This is a genomic window from Vreelandella sp. 2A-K22 (assembly GCF_054065485.1).
The window spans coordinates 1-17,885 of sequence record NZ_JBSUGC010000006.1 but is presented as its reverse complement, the minus strand read 5'-3'; the positions used below and the strand labels follow the sequence as shown (position 1 = coordinate 17,885).

The 17,885-nt window shown below is 56.5% G+C and carries 13 protein-coding genes; 6 read left to right on the top strand and 7 right to left on the bottom strand.

Features of this window, described 5'->3' with window-relative positions; genetic code table 11:
• Positions 1 to 21 precede the first annotated feature (21 nt).
• The 3 genes from trmA (at position 22) to ACW17M_RS09455 (ending at position 7,252) form a co-directional block, all read left to right on the top strand.
• Positions 22 to 1,146, top strand: a complete 1,125-nt coding sequence (gene trmA / locus ACW17M_RS09465) for a tRNA (uridine(54)-C5)-methyltransferase TrmA (RefSeq protein ID WP_342583840.1) — start codon at positions 22 to 24, stop codon at positions 1,144 to 1,146.
• Positions 1,147 to 1,304: 158 nt separating this feature from the next.
• A complete protein-coding gene (locus ACW17M_RS09460; protein ID WP_457547309.1) occupies positions 1,305 to 6,128 on the top strand; it encodes an NAD-glutamate dehydrogenase in 4,824 nt (1,607 codons plus the stop codon).
• Positions 6,129 to 6,235: 107 nt separating this feature from the next.
• Positions 6,236 to 7,252, top strand: a complete 1,017-nt coding sequence (locus ACW17M_RS09455; protein ID WP_457547308.1) for a quinone-dependent dihydroorotate dehydrogenase — start codon at positions 6,236 to 6,238, stop codon at positions 7,250 to 7,252.
• Between the two features lie 124 nt (positions 7,253 to 7,376).
• On the opposite strand, the gene rmf is transcribed toward ACW17M_RS09455, so the two are convergent.
• Positions 7,377 to 7,586, bottom strand: coding sequence for a ribosome modulation factor (gene rmf, locus ACW17M_RS09450; RefSeq protein WP_007111057.1), 210 nt, complete (start codon positions 7,584 to 7,586; stop codon positions 7,377 to 7,379).
• A gap of 351 nt (positions 7,587 to 7,937) precedes the next feature.
• Between rmf and rlmKL the strand changes: the two genes are divergently transcribed.
• Both rlmKL and ACW17M_RS09440 read left to right on the top strand, forming a co-directional pair.
• Entirely contained in the window at positions 7,938 to 10,175 is a 2,238-nt protein-coding gene (rlmKL, locus tag ACW17M_RS09445) for a bifunctional 23S rRNA (guanine(2069)-N(7))-methyltransferase RlmK/23S rRNA (guanine(2445)-N(2))-methyltransferase RlmL (RefSeq protein WP_457547307.1), read from the top strand.
• A 12-nt stretch (positions 10,176 to 10,187) separates the two neighbouring features.
• Positions 10,188 to 10,523: a glutaredoxin family protein gene (locus ACW17M_RS09440; RefSeq protein ID WP_457547306.1), complete on the top strand. Its 336-nt coding sequence runs from the start codon at positions 10,188 to 10,190 to the stop codon at positions 10,521 to 10,523.
• Positions 10,524 to 10,564: 41 nt separating this feature from the next.
• Here the strand turns inward: ACW17M_RS09440 and ACW17M_RS09435 are convergent, their stop codons facing one another.
• Positions 10,565 to 10,846, bottom strand: coding sequence for a hypothetical protein (locus tag ACW17M_RS09435; RefSeq protein ID WP_022520413.1), 282 nt, complete (start codon positions 10,844 to 10,846; stop codon positions 10,565 to 10,567).
• Positions 10,847 to 10,930: 84 nt separating this feature from the next.
• Between ACW17M_RS09435 and pdxB the strand changes: the two genes are divergently transcribed.
• Complete coding sequence (pdxB, locus tag ACW17M_RS09430) at positions 10,931 to 12,094, top strand: 4-phosphoerythronate dehydrogenase PdxB (protein WP_457547305.1); 1,164 nt, start codon at positions 10,931 to 10,933, stop codon at positions 12,092 to 12,094.
• Positions 12,095 to 12,165: 71 nt separating this feature from the next.
• Here the strand turns inward: pdxB and htpX are convergent, their stop codons facing one another.
• The 5 genes from htpX to ACW17M_RS09405 form a co-directional block, all read right to left on the bottom strand.
• Positions 12,166 to 13,071 (bottom strand): protease HtpX, encoded by a 906-nt coding sequence (gene htpX, locus ACW17M_RS09425; RefSeq protein ID WP_457547304.1) that lies wholly within the window; start codon positions 13,069 to 13,071, stop codon positions 12,166 to 12,168.
• Between the two features lie 95 nt (positions 13,072 to 13,166).
• Positions 13,167 to 14,414, bottom strand: coding sequence for a pyridoxal phosphate-dependent aminotransferase (locus ACW17M_RS09420; RefSeq protein ID WP_022520410.1), 1,248 nt, complete (start codon positions 14,412 to 14,414; stop codon positions 13,167 to 13,169).
• Positions 14,415 to 14,519: 105 nt separating this feature from the next.
• A complete protein-coding gene (gene ylqF, locus ACW17M_RS09415) occupies positions 14,520 to 15,476 on the bottom strand; it encodes a ribosome biogenesis GTPase YlqF (RefSeq protein WP_457547303.1) in 957 nt (318 codons plus the stop codon).
• A gap of 103 nt (positions 15,477 to 15,579) precedes the next feature.
• Positions 15,580 to 15,978, bottom strand: a complete 399-nt coding sequence (msrB, locus tag ACW17M_RS09410) for a peptide-methionine (R)-S-oxide reductase MsrB (RefSeq protein WP_022520408.1) — start codon at positions 15,976 to 15,978, stop codon at positions 15,580 to 15,582.
• Positions 15,979 to 16,115: 137 nt separating this feature from the next.
• On the bottom strand, positions 16,116 to 17,702 hold the full coding sequence (locus ACW17M_RS09405) for a gamma-glutamyltransferase family protein (protein WP_457547302.1): 1,587 nt from the start codon (positions 17,700 to 17,702) through the stop codon (positions 16,116 to 16,118).
• Positions 17,703 to 17,885 lie beyond the last annotated feature (183 nt).

Here is a 17,885-nt window from a genome sequence, read left to right as displayed (position 1 = left end):
GAATTATTCAAAGGAGCAGCCTTGGCTATCCCCGTTGTAGAACCTGAACGCTACGCTGAGCAGCTAGCCGCCAAACGCGACTATCTGGAAAGTACCTTTGCCGCTTTTCAACCACCGGCATTAGAAGTGTTTGAATCGCCGCCAGGCTATTACCGTCAGCGCTGCGAGTTTCGCATATGGCATGAAGAGGACGACCTCTTCTACGCCATGTTCGAGGTAGACCCTGAGAATCCGAAGAACAAGCGGGTGATTCGTTTAGATCAGTACGCAGTCGCCAGTGAGCGAATCAATCAGCTAATGCCGCAGCTACGCGAAGCTTGCCTTCGCTGTGATGAGCTGCGTCGGCGGCTGTTCCAGGTAGAGTTTCTAACCACGCTGTCAGGTGAGGCGCTGATAACGCTGATTTACCACCGCCCGTTAGGCGATGAGTGGGAGCGCGAAGCCCGCGCTCTGGAGGCTGAGCTGGGTATTATGATTATTGGCCGCTCCCGCAAGCAGCGTATCGTACTTACCCGAGACCACGTATGGGAGCGGCTAGAGGTGGATGGCCGCACGCTGCACTACCAGCAGGTCGAAAACAGCTTTACCCAACCCAATGCGCATATCTGCCAGAAAATGCTTAGCTGGGCGCGAGAAGTCACCGCTGGCCAGCAGGAGAGTAATGCGAAGAAAGATCTGGTCGAACTCTATTGCGGTAATGGCAATTTTACCATTGCCCTGGCGGATAACTTCCGCCGCGTGCTGGCCACAGAAATTTCCCGCACGTCAGTGGCTAGCGCCAACGTAAACCTGGAAGCCAATAGGGTAACGAACGCGCAGATTGGTCGTATGTCAGCGGAGGAGTTTTCGCTGGCGCTGAAGGGCGAAAAAGCCGGGCGTCGCGTGGCGGAAATGGCGTTGGAAGAGTACGATTTTTCCACCGTGCTGGTCGACCCGCCCCGTGCTGGTTTAGACGAGCAGAGCTGTGAGCAACTCAGCGAGTACGCTCAGATCGTCTATATTTCATGCAACCCAGCCACGTTAGCTGAAAACTTGACCATACTGACCAACACCCATGAGATAGAGCGCTTTGCGCTATTTGACCAGTTTCCGTTTACCGACCACTGTGAGTGTGGAGTTCTGTTGAAGCGGCGGACAGTCGAGTAAGCATACGACCTAATGCGTAAACGGTATGTGCCATGAACAACACGTCAAGTGATTAGGGACGCGACGATAGGTAGCGTAAGCTAGTCGTTATGTTGGCCTAAAGGCCTATTGTCCTTCGTTTTTTGGCCGTTTAATGGCCTAGGCAGTCGAGGTGATGGATGCACTACGTTGCGATTGAAGAGAGTCGGCAAGATCTTTTGAAGCAGCTCCAGGAGCGGCTACACGCGCGGTTAGACCCCGCTCGCGCCGCCACTGTGGACGCTTTTGCTCGGCACTTTTATGCCACCGTGCCGGTGGAAGACCTAGTGGATCGTCGCCTGGACGATCTGTATGGCGCAACGCTGTCGGTCTGGCAGTTTTTGCAGCATCACGACCCACAAAGTCCCAAGGTAAGAGTATTTAACCCTGATTTTGAAGAGCACGGCTGGCAGTCGACGCATACTTTTGTCGCCGTTCTCCATGAAGATATGCCGTTTTTGGTCGACTCGGTGCGTATCGAGCTCAACCGCCGCGGTTTGACGGTGCACGCCATTCAAAACGCCGTGCTGGCGGTCGCCCGTGATGAGCGCCATCAGTTGCAGGCGCTGGCCTCGCCCAGGGCAGAAAACGCGCCAGAAGCGCGCGAGTCGCTAATTGTCATCGAAGTAGACCGGCACACCGACGTAGCGTTGCTTGAGAAAATCGAAAGCAACCTAAATGACGTGCTTCGCGATGTACGTACCGCTGTGGGCGATTTCGACGCCATGTGTTCGCAAATCACCGCCTCGATTCAAGAACTCGAGAAAAACTGCCCGCCGCAGATCGATCCTGACGACCACGAAGAGGCGATTGCCTTTTTAGAGTGGATGCTCAAAGATAACTTTACTTTCCTGGGCTACGACGAGTACCTGCTGGAAGGCAGCGAGTTAAAGCGCGACGCAGATAGCGTGCTGGGCGTCTTCCGCCTGGATCAGCCGCGCTACTGCGAGCGTATTCGCACCGAAGAGGGGGTGGATGAGCACAATGATTATGTGCTGGTGCCGCAGCTACTATCGTTTGCCAAAAGCGCCCATCACTCTCGGGTGCACCGTCCTACCTACCCTGACTACATTACCGTTGATCGCTACGACGACGACGGCAATGTAATTGGTGAGCGGCGCTTCTTTGGTTTGTTTACCTCTACGGTGTATAACGAATCGCCACGCAATATCCCGCTGCTGCGCCGTAAGCTAAAAGCGGTGATGGATATTGCCGGATTCAATCCCCAGGGTCACAACGGCAAGCAATTGCTCCAGGTGCTGGAAGTTTACCCCCGGGATGATCTTTTTCAGATCGATACCGAGTCACTGGCCAGCACTGCGCTGGGCATCCTCAATATTCGCGAGCGCCGCCAGGTGCGGCTGTTTATCCGCGCCGATATCAGCGGCAAGTTCTACTCTTGCCTGGTGTTTGTCCCCCGGGACGTGTTCTCCACGGATCTGCGTCAGCGGATTCAAAACGTGTTGTGCGACGAGTTAGACGCCCACTTTGGCGACTTCAATACCTATTTATCTGAGTCGGTGCTGGCGCGTATTCAATTGATTTTACGCTTTAATGGCGACGCGCCCAGCGACTATGACCTCAAGCGTTTGGAAAGCAAAGTGTCACGGCTGGCGCGCAGCTGGCGTGACGAGCTGCAGAACGCCATGATCGAAGGCTTCGGTGAAGAGCGCGCCAACAACCTGATGGATCGGTTCCGCGAGGCGTTCTCGGCCAGCTACCGTGAAGACTTCTCTGCGCGCACCGCGGTGTTTGATGTTCAGCACCTGCTGACACTGGATAGCGAGAACGACCTCTCGCTGTCGCTCTATCGGCCACTAGAAGAACAGGGTGGTGGCGTTAACCTGAAACTGTTCCACCGTGAATCGCAGATTCCGCTCTCTGACGTGCTGCCGATGATGGAAAACCTTGGCCTGCGCGTAATTGGTGAACGCCCCTACGATATTAACGCCCCTGAACAGCGCTACTGGATTCACGATTTTGAGCTTGAGCACAGCGGTGCGGATGTCAGCCTGGGCGATATGCGTGATGTATTCACGGAAGCCTTCAAGCGCATCTGGACCGGCGAGGCCGATAACGATGCGTTTAACCGCCTGATTATCGGCGCTGGGCTGGATTGGCGCGAAGTGGCCATGCTGCGCGGCTACGCCCGCTACCTCAAACAGATCCGCTTCGGCATGTCCCAGGATTACATCGCTGCTACGCTGGCCAACTATCCTGCCATTACCCGTGAGTTAGTTGAATTATTCCGCCTGCGTTTTGATCCTGAGCAGCAGAGCCACGCCACCGACGAGTGCATCGCGAGCTTAAATGAGCGCTTGGAAGGAGTTGCCAGCCTTAACGATGACCAGCTACTGCGCCGCTTTATGGAGCTGATCCTCGCCACCCTACGCACCAACTACTACCAACTGGCTGAGGGTGGGCGCTTTAAAGATTACATCGCCTATAAGTTGGAGCCTTCCAAGGTTACCGGCATGCCCAAGCCGCGACCAATGTTTGAAATTTTTGTCTGCTCGCCGCGGGTGGAAGGTGTTCACCTGCGTGGCGGCAAAGTGGCCCGCGGTGGCCTGCGCTGGTCGGATCGCTTTGAAGATTACCGTACCGAAGTGTTGGGGCTGGTGAAAGCGCAGCAGGTTAAGAACGCCGTTATCGTACCGGTTGGTGCTAAAGGCGGTTTTGTCTGTAAACGCATGCCGGAAAATGCCAGTCGCGATGTCGCCCAGAAAGAGGGCATTGCCTGTTACCAAATCTTTATCCGTGCGCTGCTGGATGTCACTGATAACCTGGTGGGCGGCGATGTTGTGCCGCCGGAAAATGTTGTCCGCCACGATGAGAACGACGCTTATCTCGTGGTAGCTGCCGACAAAGGCACCGCTACCTTCTCAGATATCGCCAACGAAATTTCCATTGAGTATGGCCACTGGCTGGGTGATGCCTTTGCCTCTGGCGGTGCTAACGGCTACGACCACAAGAAAATGGGCATCACCGCTCGCGGTGCCTGGGAATCAGTTAAGCGCCACTTCAAAAATCTGGATCTCGACACCCAGCGCGACCTGTTTAGCGTGGTGGGAATCGGCGATATGGCCGGAGATGTCTTCGGCAACGGCATGCTGCTTTCCGACAAGATCCAACTGGTGGGTGCCTTCAACCACCTGCATATCTTTGTAGACCCCAACCCGGACGCCGAGGCGTCCTTTGCCGAGCGCAAGCGATTGTTCGCTCTGCCACGCTCCAGCTGGGAAGACTACAGCCAGGAGCTGATCTCCGCTGGGGGCGGCATCTTTAGCCGTAGCGCCAAGTCGATTAGCATCACGCCGGAGATGCAGCAGGTATTTGGTATCAAGGAAGAGCGCCTGTCGCCTAATGAACTGATCCGCGCCATGCTCAAATCCAAGGTGGACTTGATCTGGAACGGCGGTATCGGTACCTACGTGAAGGGTTCCGACGAAACCGATGCGGATGTGGGCGATAAAGCCAACGACACCCTGCGCATCAACGGCAATGACCTGAATTGCCGTGTGGTCGGCGAGGGCGGTAATCTCGGCTTGACCCAGCGCGGACGAATGGAAGCCGCCGCCAAAGGCGTGCGCGTTTACACTGACTTTATTGACAACGCCGGTGGGGTGAACTGCTCCGACCACGAGGTCAATATCAAGATTTTGATCGATGAAGTGGTCAAGCGCGGCGACATGACCGAGAAACAGCGCAATCAGTTGTTGGCGGAAATGACCAATGAGGTGGCGGATCTGGTGATCCTGGATAATTACCGCCAAAGTCAGGCGCTGGATCTATCGGCTACTCTTTCCGACCAGTCAATGGGCCCTTACCGCCGTTTTATCAGCGAGCTGGAGGCTGCCGGACAGATTGACCGCGAGCTGGAATTCCTGCCTACCGATGATGTGCTCAAAGAGCGGGCCAGCAACGATCAAGGGATGCGCCTGCCGGAGCTGTCGGTACTGATCTCCTACGCCAAGAGCACCCTGAAAGGCGACTTGATCACCTCTGACGTACCGGACGATCAATATATTCACCGCCACCTGGAGCGGCTGTTCCCATCAGTGCTGGTCGAGCGCTTTAAAGACGAAATGTACGAGCACCGTCTGAAGCGTGAAATCGTTGCGACACAGGTCGCCAACGACTTGGTCGATCATATGGGGGTCGTCTTTGTACGCCGCCTGATGGACTCCACTGGAGCGGGACGTGCCGATATTGCGCGAGCCTACATCGTGGCCCGTGATAGCTTTAACTTGCCCAGTCTATGGGCGCAAATTGAAGCCCTCGATAATCAGGTGCCCAACCGCATTCAGTACTCGATGATGCTTGACCTGATGCGCTTGATCCGCCGTGCCACGCGCTGGTTTGTGCGTCAGCACTTAGGGCTTTCGACACAAGATACCATTGAGTACTTCGCTCCTCGCTTGGCGCAGTTGCAGGAAGGTATTGGTGAGCTACTCAGTGGTGAAGAGCTTGGCGCCTGGAACTCGCGTCGTGACGAGTTGTTGGAGGCGGGTGTGCCAGATGCACTGGCATCCAGCGTGGCGGCGTCATCAAGCCTTTATGCGGGGCTGGGTATTATCCAGGCGGCGCGCCTGACCAATGAAAAACCCCAGCGGGTGGCGGAAGTGCTGTACGAAATTGGCAGCCGCCTGGAGCTACCGTGGATGATTCAGCAGGTAACCCAGCTGGAAGTGCGCGACTCCTGGCAGGCTCAGGCTCGTGAGACTTTCCGCGACGACATTGAGCGCCAGCAGTTGGCACTGACCACCAGCGTGTTGAAGCTCGACGCCGGCAGCCGCGATACCCAAGAGCGGGTTGCGCAGTGGTTGGATCAGCACGCCGATCTGCATCGCCGCTGGTGCCGCCTTATTGAAGAGGTGCGCGGTGGCAGTGAAGGAGGCTTTGCGCTCTTCGCCGTGGCGGTACGAGAGCTGGTAGATCTTGCCGAGAGCGATAGCGAAGCGTAGACGTACCCTAATCCACTTAATTAAAGCGCGCCCTGGTTCTCCACCAGGGCGCGCTTTATTGCGTTATACTGATGCCCGTTTTCAGCCCCCGCTTCAAGAGATCCGCTATGTACAACCTCGCTCGCTCACTGTTTTTCCGCGTTGACCCAGAGACCTCTCACGGGATGGCCTTGAGCGCTCTGGATGCACTGCATCGGGTGGGTGGGGTAGCACGCCTGTTTGGTCAGCAGGTGAACGATCCTATCGAGCTGATGGGGCTGCGATTTGCCAATCGGGTGGGTCTTGCCGCTGGGTTGGACAAGAACGCCGACCACCTGGATGCCCTTGGCGCGTTGGGGTTTGGGTTTGTCGAAGTTGGCACGGTGACGCCTAAGCCGCAGCCAGGCAATCCTAAGCCTCGGCTATTTCGCTTAGCGCAGCATGAGGCGATCATCAACCGCTTTGGCTTTAACAATAAGGGGGTCGAGCACCTGATCCAGCAGGTCAAACAGCGCCACTACGGCGGCATTGTGGGCATTAATATTGGTAAAAACCTGACGACGTCAGTAGAACACGCGCTGGATGACTACTTGGTATGCTTAGACGCGGTGCACTCTTATGCGGATTACATTGCCGTTAACGTCTCTTCACCGAATACCCCTGGGCTGCGCAGCCTACAGTTCGGCGAACAGCTGGATGCGCTGTTGGGGCCGATTCGAGCACGAGCCTTAGAGCTCAATGACCAAACGGGCCGCAACGTACCATTGCTGATTAAGATAGCCCCGGATATGAACGCTGAAGAAGTAGCCTTGATGGCAGAAAGTATTCAGCGCAATGCACTTGATGGCGTGATTGCCACCAATACGACGGTTTCCCGCGCGGGGGTAGAGGGTGACTCACAAGCGGAGGAGGCTGGAGGACTCTCTGGGAAACCGGTCTTCGAGGTATCCAATCGCGTCATTCGCCAACTGCGTGAGCATCTACCATCGTTACCTATCATAGGTGTCGGTGGGATCGATAGTGCTGCTGCTGCTCAGGCCAAAATCGCGGCGGGAGCTGATTTAGTGCAACTCTACTCGGGGTTGATCTATCAAGGTCCTAAACTGGTCGGTGAATGCGCGAGGGCACTGAAAGCTAAAGGTTGAGTGAGCAGATGATTGGCGGAGCAGTGTGGGCATAAAAGCGCACTAAAAAGCCCACTTGAAAAAGTGGGCTCATTGAAAACCTCTCGCTTAAAATCTTTCTTTTAAAACCTTGAAAAATAAAACGTTAGGCCATGACTAAGGGATTTTTGTGGATGCCCGAGATGCCGGTCATCCCATCCCACTGGTCGCCGCGACCTTCACGCCAACCGCTCATCCAGTATTCGCGTAAATTGATATCTTGACTGGGACAGTCGTCACGAGAACGACCCGATACACCCGCTTTGTAGCCGTGGACATAAGCCCGCTGGAAGCGATCACGTTTTTGCCGTTTCATTGGCTAACCTCTTTTCACGAAAGCCTTTGATAAGAAATAGGGTGTTATCGACTTATGTTATCAACAACAACCACTATTCCGAGAGCTTGCTTCAAGAGCGAGACGCCGCTTCAGCCCTGTTGTTTGGCACTCACGGGCGGAACGAGCCGAGCGGCAATCTCTTACAAAGAACACTTATACGCCATGGGTCTGGTCTTGAACCGACCCTGACAAGAAACGCATGCGTTTTTCAGTAGCTACTCTCTTATTGTTAGACCATGATGGGGTCATCTGTCGACTACCAAATTGTCATAAAACGTAAACTCATTTGCTATATACAGGAATATTGCGCCTTTACGCGCCGTTATTATCATGACCGAGTTGAATCAAAACGCCCCCTTGAGTCTGCTAGCCACTTGCCCCAAAGGCATTGAAGGCTTGCTTCACGATGAACTAGTGGCATTGGGCGCCACGCCGGGTAAAACCACTGTGGCGGGCGTCTATTTCACTGCCAGCCAAGCGATCGCTTATCGTGTCTGCCTGTGGTCTCGGTTAGCTAACCGGGTCATTTTGACCCTGGTACGCGAATCGATGATCGATACCGCTGAGCAAGTGCGCGATGTGGTTGCCCGTATTGCCTGGACGCAGCACCTAGCGCCGGGTAACACCTTGGCGGTCGATTTCCACGGCCGCAGCGAACATATTCGCCACACCCGTTTTGGTGCCCAGACCGTTAAGGACGGCGTAGTTGATGCCCTTCAACTGGCAGGGCAGGAACGTCCCAACGTTGATACTAAAACCCCACATTTGCGCATATACGCCCACCTCCACCGGATGAACCTGACTATTGGGTTGGATCTCTCTGGTGAAAGCCTGCACCGTCGCGGTTATCGCCGGGATGTGGGCCATGCGCCGCTAAAAGAGAATCTGGCCGCCGCGCTGCTGGTGCGCGCAGGCTGGCCTGAGCGCCTCAAAGCCGGTGAACCGCTGATTGATCCGCTTTGTGGTGCAGGCACGTTACTGATCGAAGCCGCCATGATGGCCGCTGATCAAGCACCTAACCTGAACCGCGAGCGGTTCGGCTTTCACGGCTGGGCAGGGCACGATGACGAAGCGTGGCAGGAACAGAAGCGTGAAGCCGAAGCGCGCGCGTCGATTGGTCGCAAGCGCTGCAAAGCCCAGCTATTAGGTTTCGACCAGAGTCCCGCGGCGCTTACGGCGGCGAAGTCCAATGCTATGCGGGCAGGCATCCCAGCCTTGATTACCCTGCATGGGCAGAGCCTTGCCCAGTTGACGCGTCCCGAAACACTGACTGCTGAGAGCGGCCTGCTGATCACCAATCCCCCTTACGGCGAGCGGCTGGGCGAGCTGCCCGAACTGGTGCGTCTCTATGCCCAGCTAGGTGATAAAGCCAAAGCGCTGTTTCCCGGCTGGACCCTGGCGGTGTTTACTGGCAACCCGGATTTAGGCCACCGGCTGGGTATGCGTGCGCACAAACAGTACGCACTCAAAAACGGTGCCCTGGAGGCCAAGCTGCTGCTTATGGAGATTGGTGGCGCCGAGCACCCGCCTGCTGCGAGCGATACAAAGCCCGTTCAGAACGAGAACAGTGCAGTAGCGACGCCTAGTGAAGAGGCTAGCGAAGAGCAAACTGTTCACAAAAACCAAGACAATGCCCAGATGTTTGCCAATCGGCTGATCAAAAATCAGAAGCGCTTGAAGAAATGGCTGAAGCAGAGCGGTGAGACCAGCTATCGTGTGTATGATGCCGATATGCCCGAGTATGCACTAGCGGTAGATCGCTACGGTGACCGCGTGCACGTGCAAGAGTACGCGGCGCCCAGTTCGATCAATCCGGCTCAAGCGCAGAAGCGCTTGTACGATGCCTTGGAAGTCATGCCCGAGGCGCTTAACGTTGACGCCAGCAAAATCTATATCAAGCGCCGCGAGCGCCAAACCGGCAGCGCCCAGTATCAGAAGCGTGCCGCTAGTGGCGAGCGTTTTGAGGTGCAAGAGGGCAAAGCACGGGTCTGGGTCAATCTGCGTGACTACCTGGATACCGGGTTGTTCCTTGATCACCGCCCAGTACGACGAATGCTGGGCGAAATGGCCAGCGGCAAGCGCTTTTTAAACCTGTTCTGCTACACCGCCACGGCAACGGTGCAGGCCGCCTTAGGCGGCGCCAGCGACAGCGTGAGCGTGGATATGTCCAACACCTACCTGGAGTGGGCCAAGGACAACTTTGCGCTGAATAAGCTCGATACACGACTGCACCGCGTGGTGCGCGACGACTGTTTCCGCTGGCTGGAAACCGCCAATGCTGAGTTTGACCTGATCTTTATGGATCCGCCGACGTTCTCTAACTCGAAGAAAATGCGCGATACCCTCGACGTGCAGCGTGATCATCCGCGGCTTGTGGAGCTCGCTATGGCGCGCTTGGCACCCGGTGGAACCTTGGTGTTTTCTAATAACCAGCGCCGCTTTAAACTCGATGAAGCGCTTAGCGAGCGCTACGTGGTAGAGGATATCACCGGGCGCAGTTTCGATCCCGACTTCCAGCGGCGCACCAACCTGCACCACGTGTTTTTACTTCGTCATAAGGCGTCATAAGAGAGCTTTTGCATGATTCAGCTATCGCTTTACACAACGATGGGCTGCCACCTATGCAGCCAGTTAGAGGCTTTGGTGGCGGCACTAGCGAATCAAAAGGTGTGGCTGCACCACATCGAGATTAGCGACGACGACGCCCTGGTTGAGCGCTACGGCGTGCGGATACCGGTGCTGGTGGATGGTGACGGCAATGAGCTGGATCGTGGCTTTGAGCTGGAGCGATTAAGTGCATGGTTGCGCGAGCGCGGCTGGCTGGATGAAGACGCGCTGGCGGGGTTCACAGTACCGCCAGACACTACGCCGCCTAAAGGCGCCCATAAGCGTCATGGGCGGCGTTTCTTAGGTTAACAAGTGCGTGGTTAACAAGTGCATGGCTGGGTTCGAGTGGTTTACATCACGTCCAGTAGCGATAGTTGACGCATGGCTTCTTGGCCTTCGGGGGTATGGTCGGCCACTTCCAGCACCTTGCGAAAGCCTCGTGAGGACTGGATAGTGGTCTCGTCCTCCAGCCACATATGGGCTTGATCCAGCGTATCGGCTAGCTGATGTTTCAGACCGCCAAACTGAGTGCCGATTTGGCCCCAGGCGCGGCTGAAAATCCAGTCACCAAACATATCCTGGTGAATATGAACCAACACATAGTCATGGTTGGTTTCCCAGCGTACGATCACAACACTCTCCTTAAATACCCTTTAAACACGCCTGCCCATCAAGCCGTCGCGGGCGTATTGTAAAGCCCGGATACCAAAACGCCTATGAAACTTGTCGTCGACGCCAATATCCCCGCTGCCGAACGCTGTTTCGGCCATTTCGGTAAGCTCATCCGCGTGCCAGGGCGGGAGATAAACGCCGCCCACTTGCAGGACGCCGATGCGCTTATCGTCCGCTCCATTACCCAGGTCAACGATAAGCTGCTTGCCGATAGCCCTGTGCGCTTTGTTGGTACTTGCACCATCGGAACCGATCATATCGATCAGGCAGCGCTTGCCCAGCGCGATATTGCCTTCGCCAGTGCGCCAGGCTGCAATGCCGAAGCGGTGGTTGATTATGTGCTGAGCAGCCTGCTAACGCTGGCGGAACGCGATGGCTGGGTACTTAGCGAGCGTACCGTGGGTATTGTGGGGGCGGGCAATGTCGGCAGCCGGCTGCAAGCGCGGCTAACCGCCATGGGCGTGGCAACGCTGGCCTGTGACCCGCCCAAGGCAGCTGTAGAGAGGGCAGAAGAGGAGCCTGAGCAAGGCTTTCACTCCTTGGACGCCCTGATCGAGCGCTGTGACGTGCTCTGCCTGCATACACCACTAACCCGTGAAGGCCCGCACGCGACTTATCAGCTACTCAACGCCCAGCGTATCGATGAGCTGGCGCCAGGTAGCGTAGTGCTGAATGCGGGGCGTGGGGACTGTGTGGATGGTTTAGCGCTGCGGAGTCGTCTTGCGGGCAAGGGCGATATCAGTGCCATACTGGATGTGTGGGAGGAAGAGCCCGATATTGACGCTGGCTTGCGTGATTTGGTCTCTCTGGCAACGCCGCATATTGCCGGGCATAGCCTAGATGGCAAGCTGCGCGGTACCTGGATGATTGAGCAGGCGCTAGCCCGCTACTGCGGCCAGCCAAGCGATCTCACGTTTGCTGATATTTGCCCGCCGCCTGCGCTGGCGTCCCTGCATCTGCAGCACGCACTTCCCCCGGAAGACGCCCTGCGGCTCTGTATGAGAGCGGTATATGACGTGCGTCGTGACCACGATGCTCTCCAGCGCCAAACCCTGAATTATGGAATGCGTAAAGGCTTTGATGACTGCCGCGCCAACTACCCGCTGCGGCGTGAATTCGCTACGCTCAACGTGCAGCTATCAGGGGAAGCGGTAGCGCTAGAGGGCTTACTGCGTGGGGCAGGGTTTGTAGTAACGCTAGCTAAGTAGTGAAAAAAAAGTAGTGAAAAACAGTAAGGCCCGCAGATGCGGGCCTTAAATGTATAAACAGCAGAGAAAACTTACCGACGATAAGCGGCTTCTTTTAACGCACGGATGCGCTCATCCAGCGGCGGGTGGCTGGCAAATAGCTTTTCCACCAGCGAGCGTGTTTGGCCTTTGGTGATCGCCATGGCACGCAGCGTATCCGGCATTTGGTCGGGCAGTTCGGTTTCGGTTTTCAAGCGTGCCAGGGCGCTGACCATCGCGTTGGTGCCAGCTAAGCGCGCACCGGCTTCGTCGGCGCGGTATTCGCGGTAGCGCGAGAACCAGGCGACGATAGCCGAGGCCAGAATACCAAACACAATTTCAGCGACCATGACCACCGCAAAGTAGCCCATAAAGCCCAGGCCGCCTTCGCCATCGCTGCGGCTGCGCAGGAAGTTATCGACTAGATGCGCCACGACCCGGGCAAAGAACATCACAAAGGTGTTCACCACGCCCTGAATCAGCGCCAGCGTTACCATATCGCCGTTAGCGACGTGACCAATTTCGTGAGCCAGTACTGCACGCACCTCTTCTGGACGCATGCGATTCATTAAGCCTGCCGAGACGGCTACCAGCGCATCGTCTTTGTTCCAACCCGTGGCAAAGGCGTTTGACTGCTGAGCCGGGAAAATACCCACTTCCGGGGTTTTGATACCCGCCTCGCGGGAGAGCTCAGCCACTGTGTCCAACAGCCACTGTTCGGTAGAGTTGGAGGGCGTTTCGATAATCACCGTGCCGGTGCTGCGTTTAGCCATCCATTTGGAGATAAACAGCGAGATAATGGAGCCCGCCATACCGAAAATAAAGCAGAAAATCAGCAGGCTGGTGAAGTTGATGCCCTGGCCGCGCAGGTAACCCTCTACGCCTAGCAGGCGCAGGGTAATGCTGGCGACCAGCAAGACCGCTATATTGGTGCCTAAAAACAGCAGAATTCGCATCATGGTGCAGGTTCTCCCCTCAAGTTCATCGAAGCATTACTAGATTAATGGCTTAGATACGTGCTGTTCATGGCAGTTTCAAGTCATGGCTACAAAAGCTACTGCCGATAGCGTGACAAGAAGTTGGCAAAACGGTCGAGTGCATCGCCTAATTGGTCGGCCCAGGGCAGCGTGACGATGCGCACATGATCCGGCTCTGGCCAGTTAAAGGCCGTGCCTTGTACCAGTAAGATTTTTTCCTGTAGCAGCAGATCCAGCACCATCTGCTGGTCGTCTTTGATATTGAAGACCTTGGGGTCGAGCCGTGGAAAGGCGTACAGCGCGCCTTTAGGTTTTACGCAGGAGACGCCGGGGATTGCGTTCAGTTTCTCCACCGTGATGTCTCGCTGGGCCAACAGCCGCCCGCCGGGCAGGATTAAATCATTGATCGACTGGTAGCCCCCCAGCGCGGTTTGAATCGCGTGCTGGGCGGGTACGTTGGCACACAGTCGCATAGAGGCCAGCATATTCAGCCCCTGGATATAGTCCTGAGCGTTTAGCTTGGCCAAGGTGCCGGAGATAGTCATCCAGCCCGAGCGAAAACCTGCACAGCGATAGCTTTTGGAGAGACCGTTCATGGTGATGACCAGTTGGTCATCGTCCGCTAGTGCGCCCGTGGCAGTATGTTCGACGCCGTCATAAAGGATCTTGTCGTAGATTTCGTCTGAGAACACCACCAGGTTGTGCTGTTTGGCGATCGCCAATACCTCTTTCACCACGGCGGGTGGATACACCGCGCCGGTGGGGTTGTTGGGGTTGATCAGCACAATGGCACGTGTGTGGCTGGTGATCTTGGCGCGAATATCCGCTGTGTCAGGCGTCCAGTCCGCCTGCTCGTCGCATAGGTAGTGCACCGCGTGACCACCGGAAAGGTGGGCGGCGGCGGTCCAGAGCGGGTAGTCCGGCGCGGGAATGAGTACTTCATCGCCGTCGTTGAGCAGCGCCTGCATGGTCATCACGATCAGCTCAGAGACGCCGTTGCCGATGAAGATATCTTCGATACCTACGCCGGGAATCTGTTTGCGCTGGCACTCCTGCATAATCGCTTTACGGGCAGAGTAGAGGCCTTTGGAGTCGCAGTAGCCCTGGGCCGTGGGCAGGTTGCGCATCACATCCTGGAGAATCTCTTCCGGCGCCTCAAAACCAAAGGGCGCAGGGTTGCCAATGTTTAGCTTGAGAATTCGTTGACCTTCCTCTTCCAAGCGCTTGGCGTGGTCGAGTACCGGGCCGCGAATGTCGTAGCAGACATTGTGCAGCTTATGAGATTTCTTTAACGGTTGTGATTCGTGCGACTGCGGGGTATCCATGAGGTGTCTGTCCAAAAGTAGCTAGAGGCCCAAAAGTGTCCAAAAAGCATGAGTGACTAAAAACAGCGTCCACAAGCCATCGTCGGCTATAGAGCTATTAGGCCATTATGCGTCGGAAAGTGCTTGATTGTCTTCGTCGTTTTGCACGGGCGGCGGAGGAATGTCTGCCGGGGTTTCAAGCGTTAGCCTGCCCAGCTTGCCATCACGCAGTTCGTGAAGCAGCACTTCCGCGCCGCGGTGCAGATCAACGGCGCCGCCGGGACGCAGGCCGCCTCGGCGGGCAGCGATATCTTTTAAGATAGCGTTACCGTCGAAGCCAGCAATAGCGAGAAAGTTGGGCTTTTTCGGGCCGTCCGCATCAATGTCATGGGGGATATCCGGCGCGGCGTAAGGGGGCAGCTCTTTGAGCTTATAACGCTCGGTGAGCGCTTCGGGGTAGCGTTTGGCCAGCTCTGCGCTGGTAACAATGGCTACATCGGCGTACTCGATAGCGGTATCGCGAATGGCGCCGGTGGCGGCAAGCCGATAGGCGCTGGCCTGGTCCTCAATCTTCGGCCACAGCACTCCCGGGGTGTCGGTGAGTGCCACACGCCCATCGATACGCACCTTTTGCTGGCGCTTGGTGACTGCTGGCTCGTTGCCGGTTTTAGCGATTTTTCGCCCGGCCAGGCCGTTAATCAGCGTGGATTTTCCCACGTTGGGAATACCCATCACCATCACGCGCACATCCCGGTCAGCACGAACGGCACCGGCCAGCTCATGGCACAGCTTGGGAATTTTCTTTAGCTCGCGGGTGTTGGTCGTCGTGACTGCCAAGGCACGCATATTCTCTTGGGCATCGAAATAAGCCACCCATTCGGCCGTTCGCTCCGGGTCAGCGAGATCTGCCCGGGAGAGAATTTTCAGCACCGGCTTATGGCGGGTTAGCTCGGCCAGCATTGGGTTGGCGCTGGAGTAGGGCAGACGCGCATCGAGTACCTCGATGACTACGTCAATTTCAGGCAGCACCTCCTTAATCTGGCGGCGGGCCTTGTTCATATGTCCGGGGAACCAGCCGAGCATGGGTTTCTCCTGCAAGTACAAAATAGCGGCACAAAAAAGCGGGCTGCCATTCTAGCAGATGGCGCCCGCCTTGCTGGGTTTCCTTGAGAGGATTTATCAGCGATTACTCGTCGGGGTGAAATTCCAACGACACTGAGTTAATGCAGTAGCGCAACCCAGTAGTCTCCGGTGGGCCGTCGGGGAACACATGGCCCAGATGAGCATCGCAGTGGGAACAAACTACCTCCGTGCGCTGCATGCCGTGAGTGGTATCCGTATGCTCCTCAACGCAGCGGCTACCCAGTGGCCGATCAAAGCTTGGCCAACCGCAGCCAGCATCGAATTTGTGCTCATTCTCAAACAGCGGCGCATGACAGCAGACGCAGTGGTAAATACCCTGCGCATCACGCACCTGATAATCGCCAGTGAATGGGCGTTCTGTGCCTTTCTCACGTGCTACGCGGTACTGCTCTGGGGTTAGCTGCTGTTGCCACTCGTCAGGGGATTTTTCTATTTTCGCCATGCTCTGTTCCTCTCCCTTATGCATTGCGCTTACATCGCTGAGGCCAAGTGTTGTTTGGACTCACTAGCCTAGTGACACCACTTGATCATCATGAGTTTCAGCATGGGCGATTATACATCGCTGTGCCAGTGTAAGCGCTATACGCTAGCCGCGCCGCCGTTACTGCGCGGGTCGTGGGCGCTCTCCATCAACCCATCCGGATGGTGCACAATACCGCCTGCATGGCCCATGGTGTCACTGAATGCCTCGGGCAGCACTTCCACATCGTGGCCTGCCGTTGCCAGGGCGGTGACTAGGGTGTCGTCAAAACGCGCTTCGAGTTTCAAGTTAGTGCTGGTTTCGCCCCAGGTGCGCCCCAGCAGCCAGCGGGGGGCCGTAATCGCCTGCTGCAGCGGCATGCCATGCAGCGCGTAGCGCGAAAATACCGCTGCCTGGGTTTGCGGCTGGCCTTCACCGCCCATAGTGCCGTAAACCATGGTGCGGCCATCGTTAAACTTGGCAAGCGCCGGGTTAAGAGTGTGGAAAGGTTTACGTCCAGGGGCTAAGCCGCGCAGGTCGTCGGGGTTAAGCGAGAAGCTGATGCCGCGGTTTTGCCATAGCACGCCGCTTTCTGGCAGCACCACGCCACTACCAAACTCCCAGTAGATGCTCTGAATAAAGCTCACCGAACGTCCTTCGCTATCCACGGTGCCCATCCAAATGGTATCGCCTGGCGCTGGTTCGTGGGGCCAGGGTAGGGCGTGCTGCGGGTCGATCTGAGCCGCTTCTAAGCCAATGTTCTCTTCGCTGAGCAAATCTTGCAGCGGTGTTGGCACACGGCCGGGGTCAGTGATGTTTTGGTCGCGCAGGATAAAGGCGCGTTTGGTGGCTTCAATCAGGCCATGCAGGTGGCCAAAACCGTTGGGCTCGGCGGCTTTTAGGCGCTCGTAGATACCTAAAATCATTAACGAGGCCATGCCTTGGGTCGGCGCAGGCAGGTTATAGAGCGTGGCATCCTGAAGAGTTACTTCCAGCGGTGTGACTCGCTGGGCGCGGTAGGCGTGAAAGTCTGCCAGTCGTAATGGGCTGCCTACCGCCTCTAAATCTCGCGCCATGCTGGCGGCCAACTCGCCGCGGTAGAAATCATCCAATCCCGCTTCCGCCAAGCGCTTAAGTGTCGTGGCCAAGCGCGGCTGGCGCAGCCGTTCGCCTTCCTGGGGTACCTGGGCGTTAAGCAGTAGGGCGTCACTAAAGCCTGGGCTTTGGGTTAAACGCTCAAGGTGTTTAGCGGTAAGCGCTTCCTGGCTCTGGGAGACCGCAATACCCGTCTCGGCATGATGAATGGCGTCGGCCAGTAGCGTGGTGAGAGGCAACTGCTTGCCCCATGCTGACGCCACGATCAGCGCTTCTTGCCAACCGCCGATGGTACCCGCCATGGTCAGAGCAGCTTTAGGGCCGCGCTCGGGAATCTGCGTTTCACCGGCGTAGAAATCTGCATCGGCGAGCCCCGCCGCCGGACCACAGGCGTCAATGGCAATGGGCGCTTTACCCGGTTCATGAATTAACCAGAAGCCATCGCCACCCAGGGCGTTCATATGCGGGTAGACCACCGCAATGGCCGCGGCGGCAGCGACCATGGCTTCCACCGCGTTACCACCCTGTTTAAGTACATCGCGCCCGGCGCTGGCAGCTAGGTGATGAGGGGCGACGCAGCTGCCGCCGTAACTACGTTGGGTGTGGAGCATCTTTGAATCCTTGTTTTTAAGTAAATAATTATTAAGTAAATATTTGTTAAATAAATCCTGAATCCGTGAGACCGGCCCCCAGGAATGCTTCTAACCTACTGAACTGCATGGCAATATAGCGAATATCGCCATTCACCCAGACAGTGCCATGCCCAACGTCAAATTCCGCGCCAGTCGCCGCAC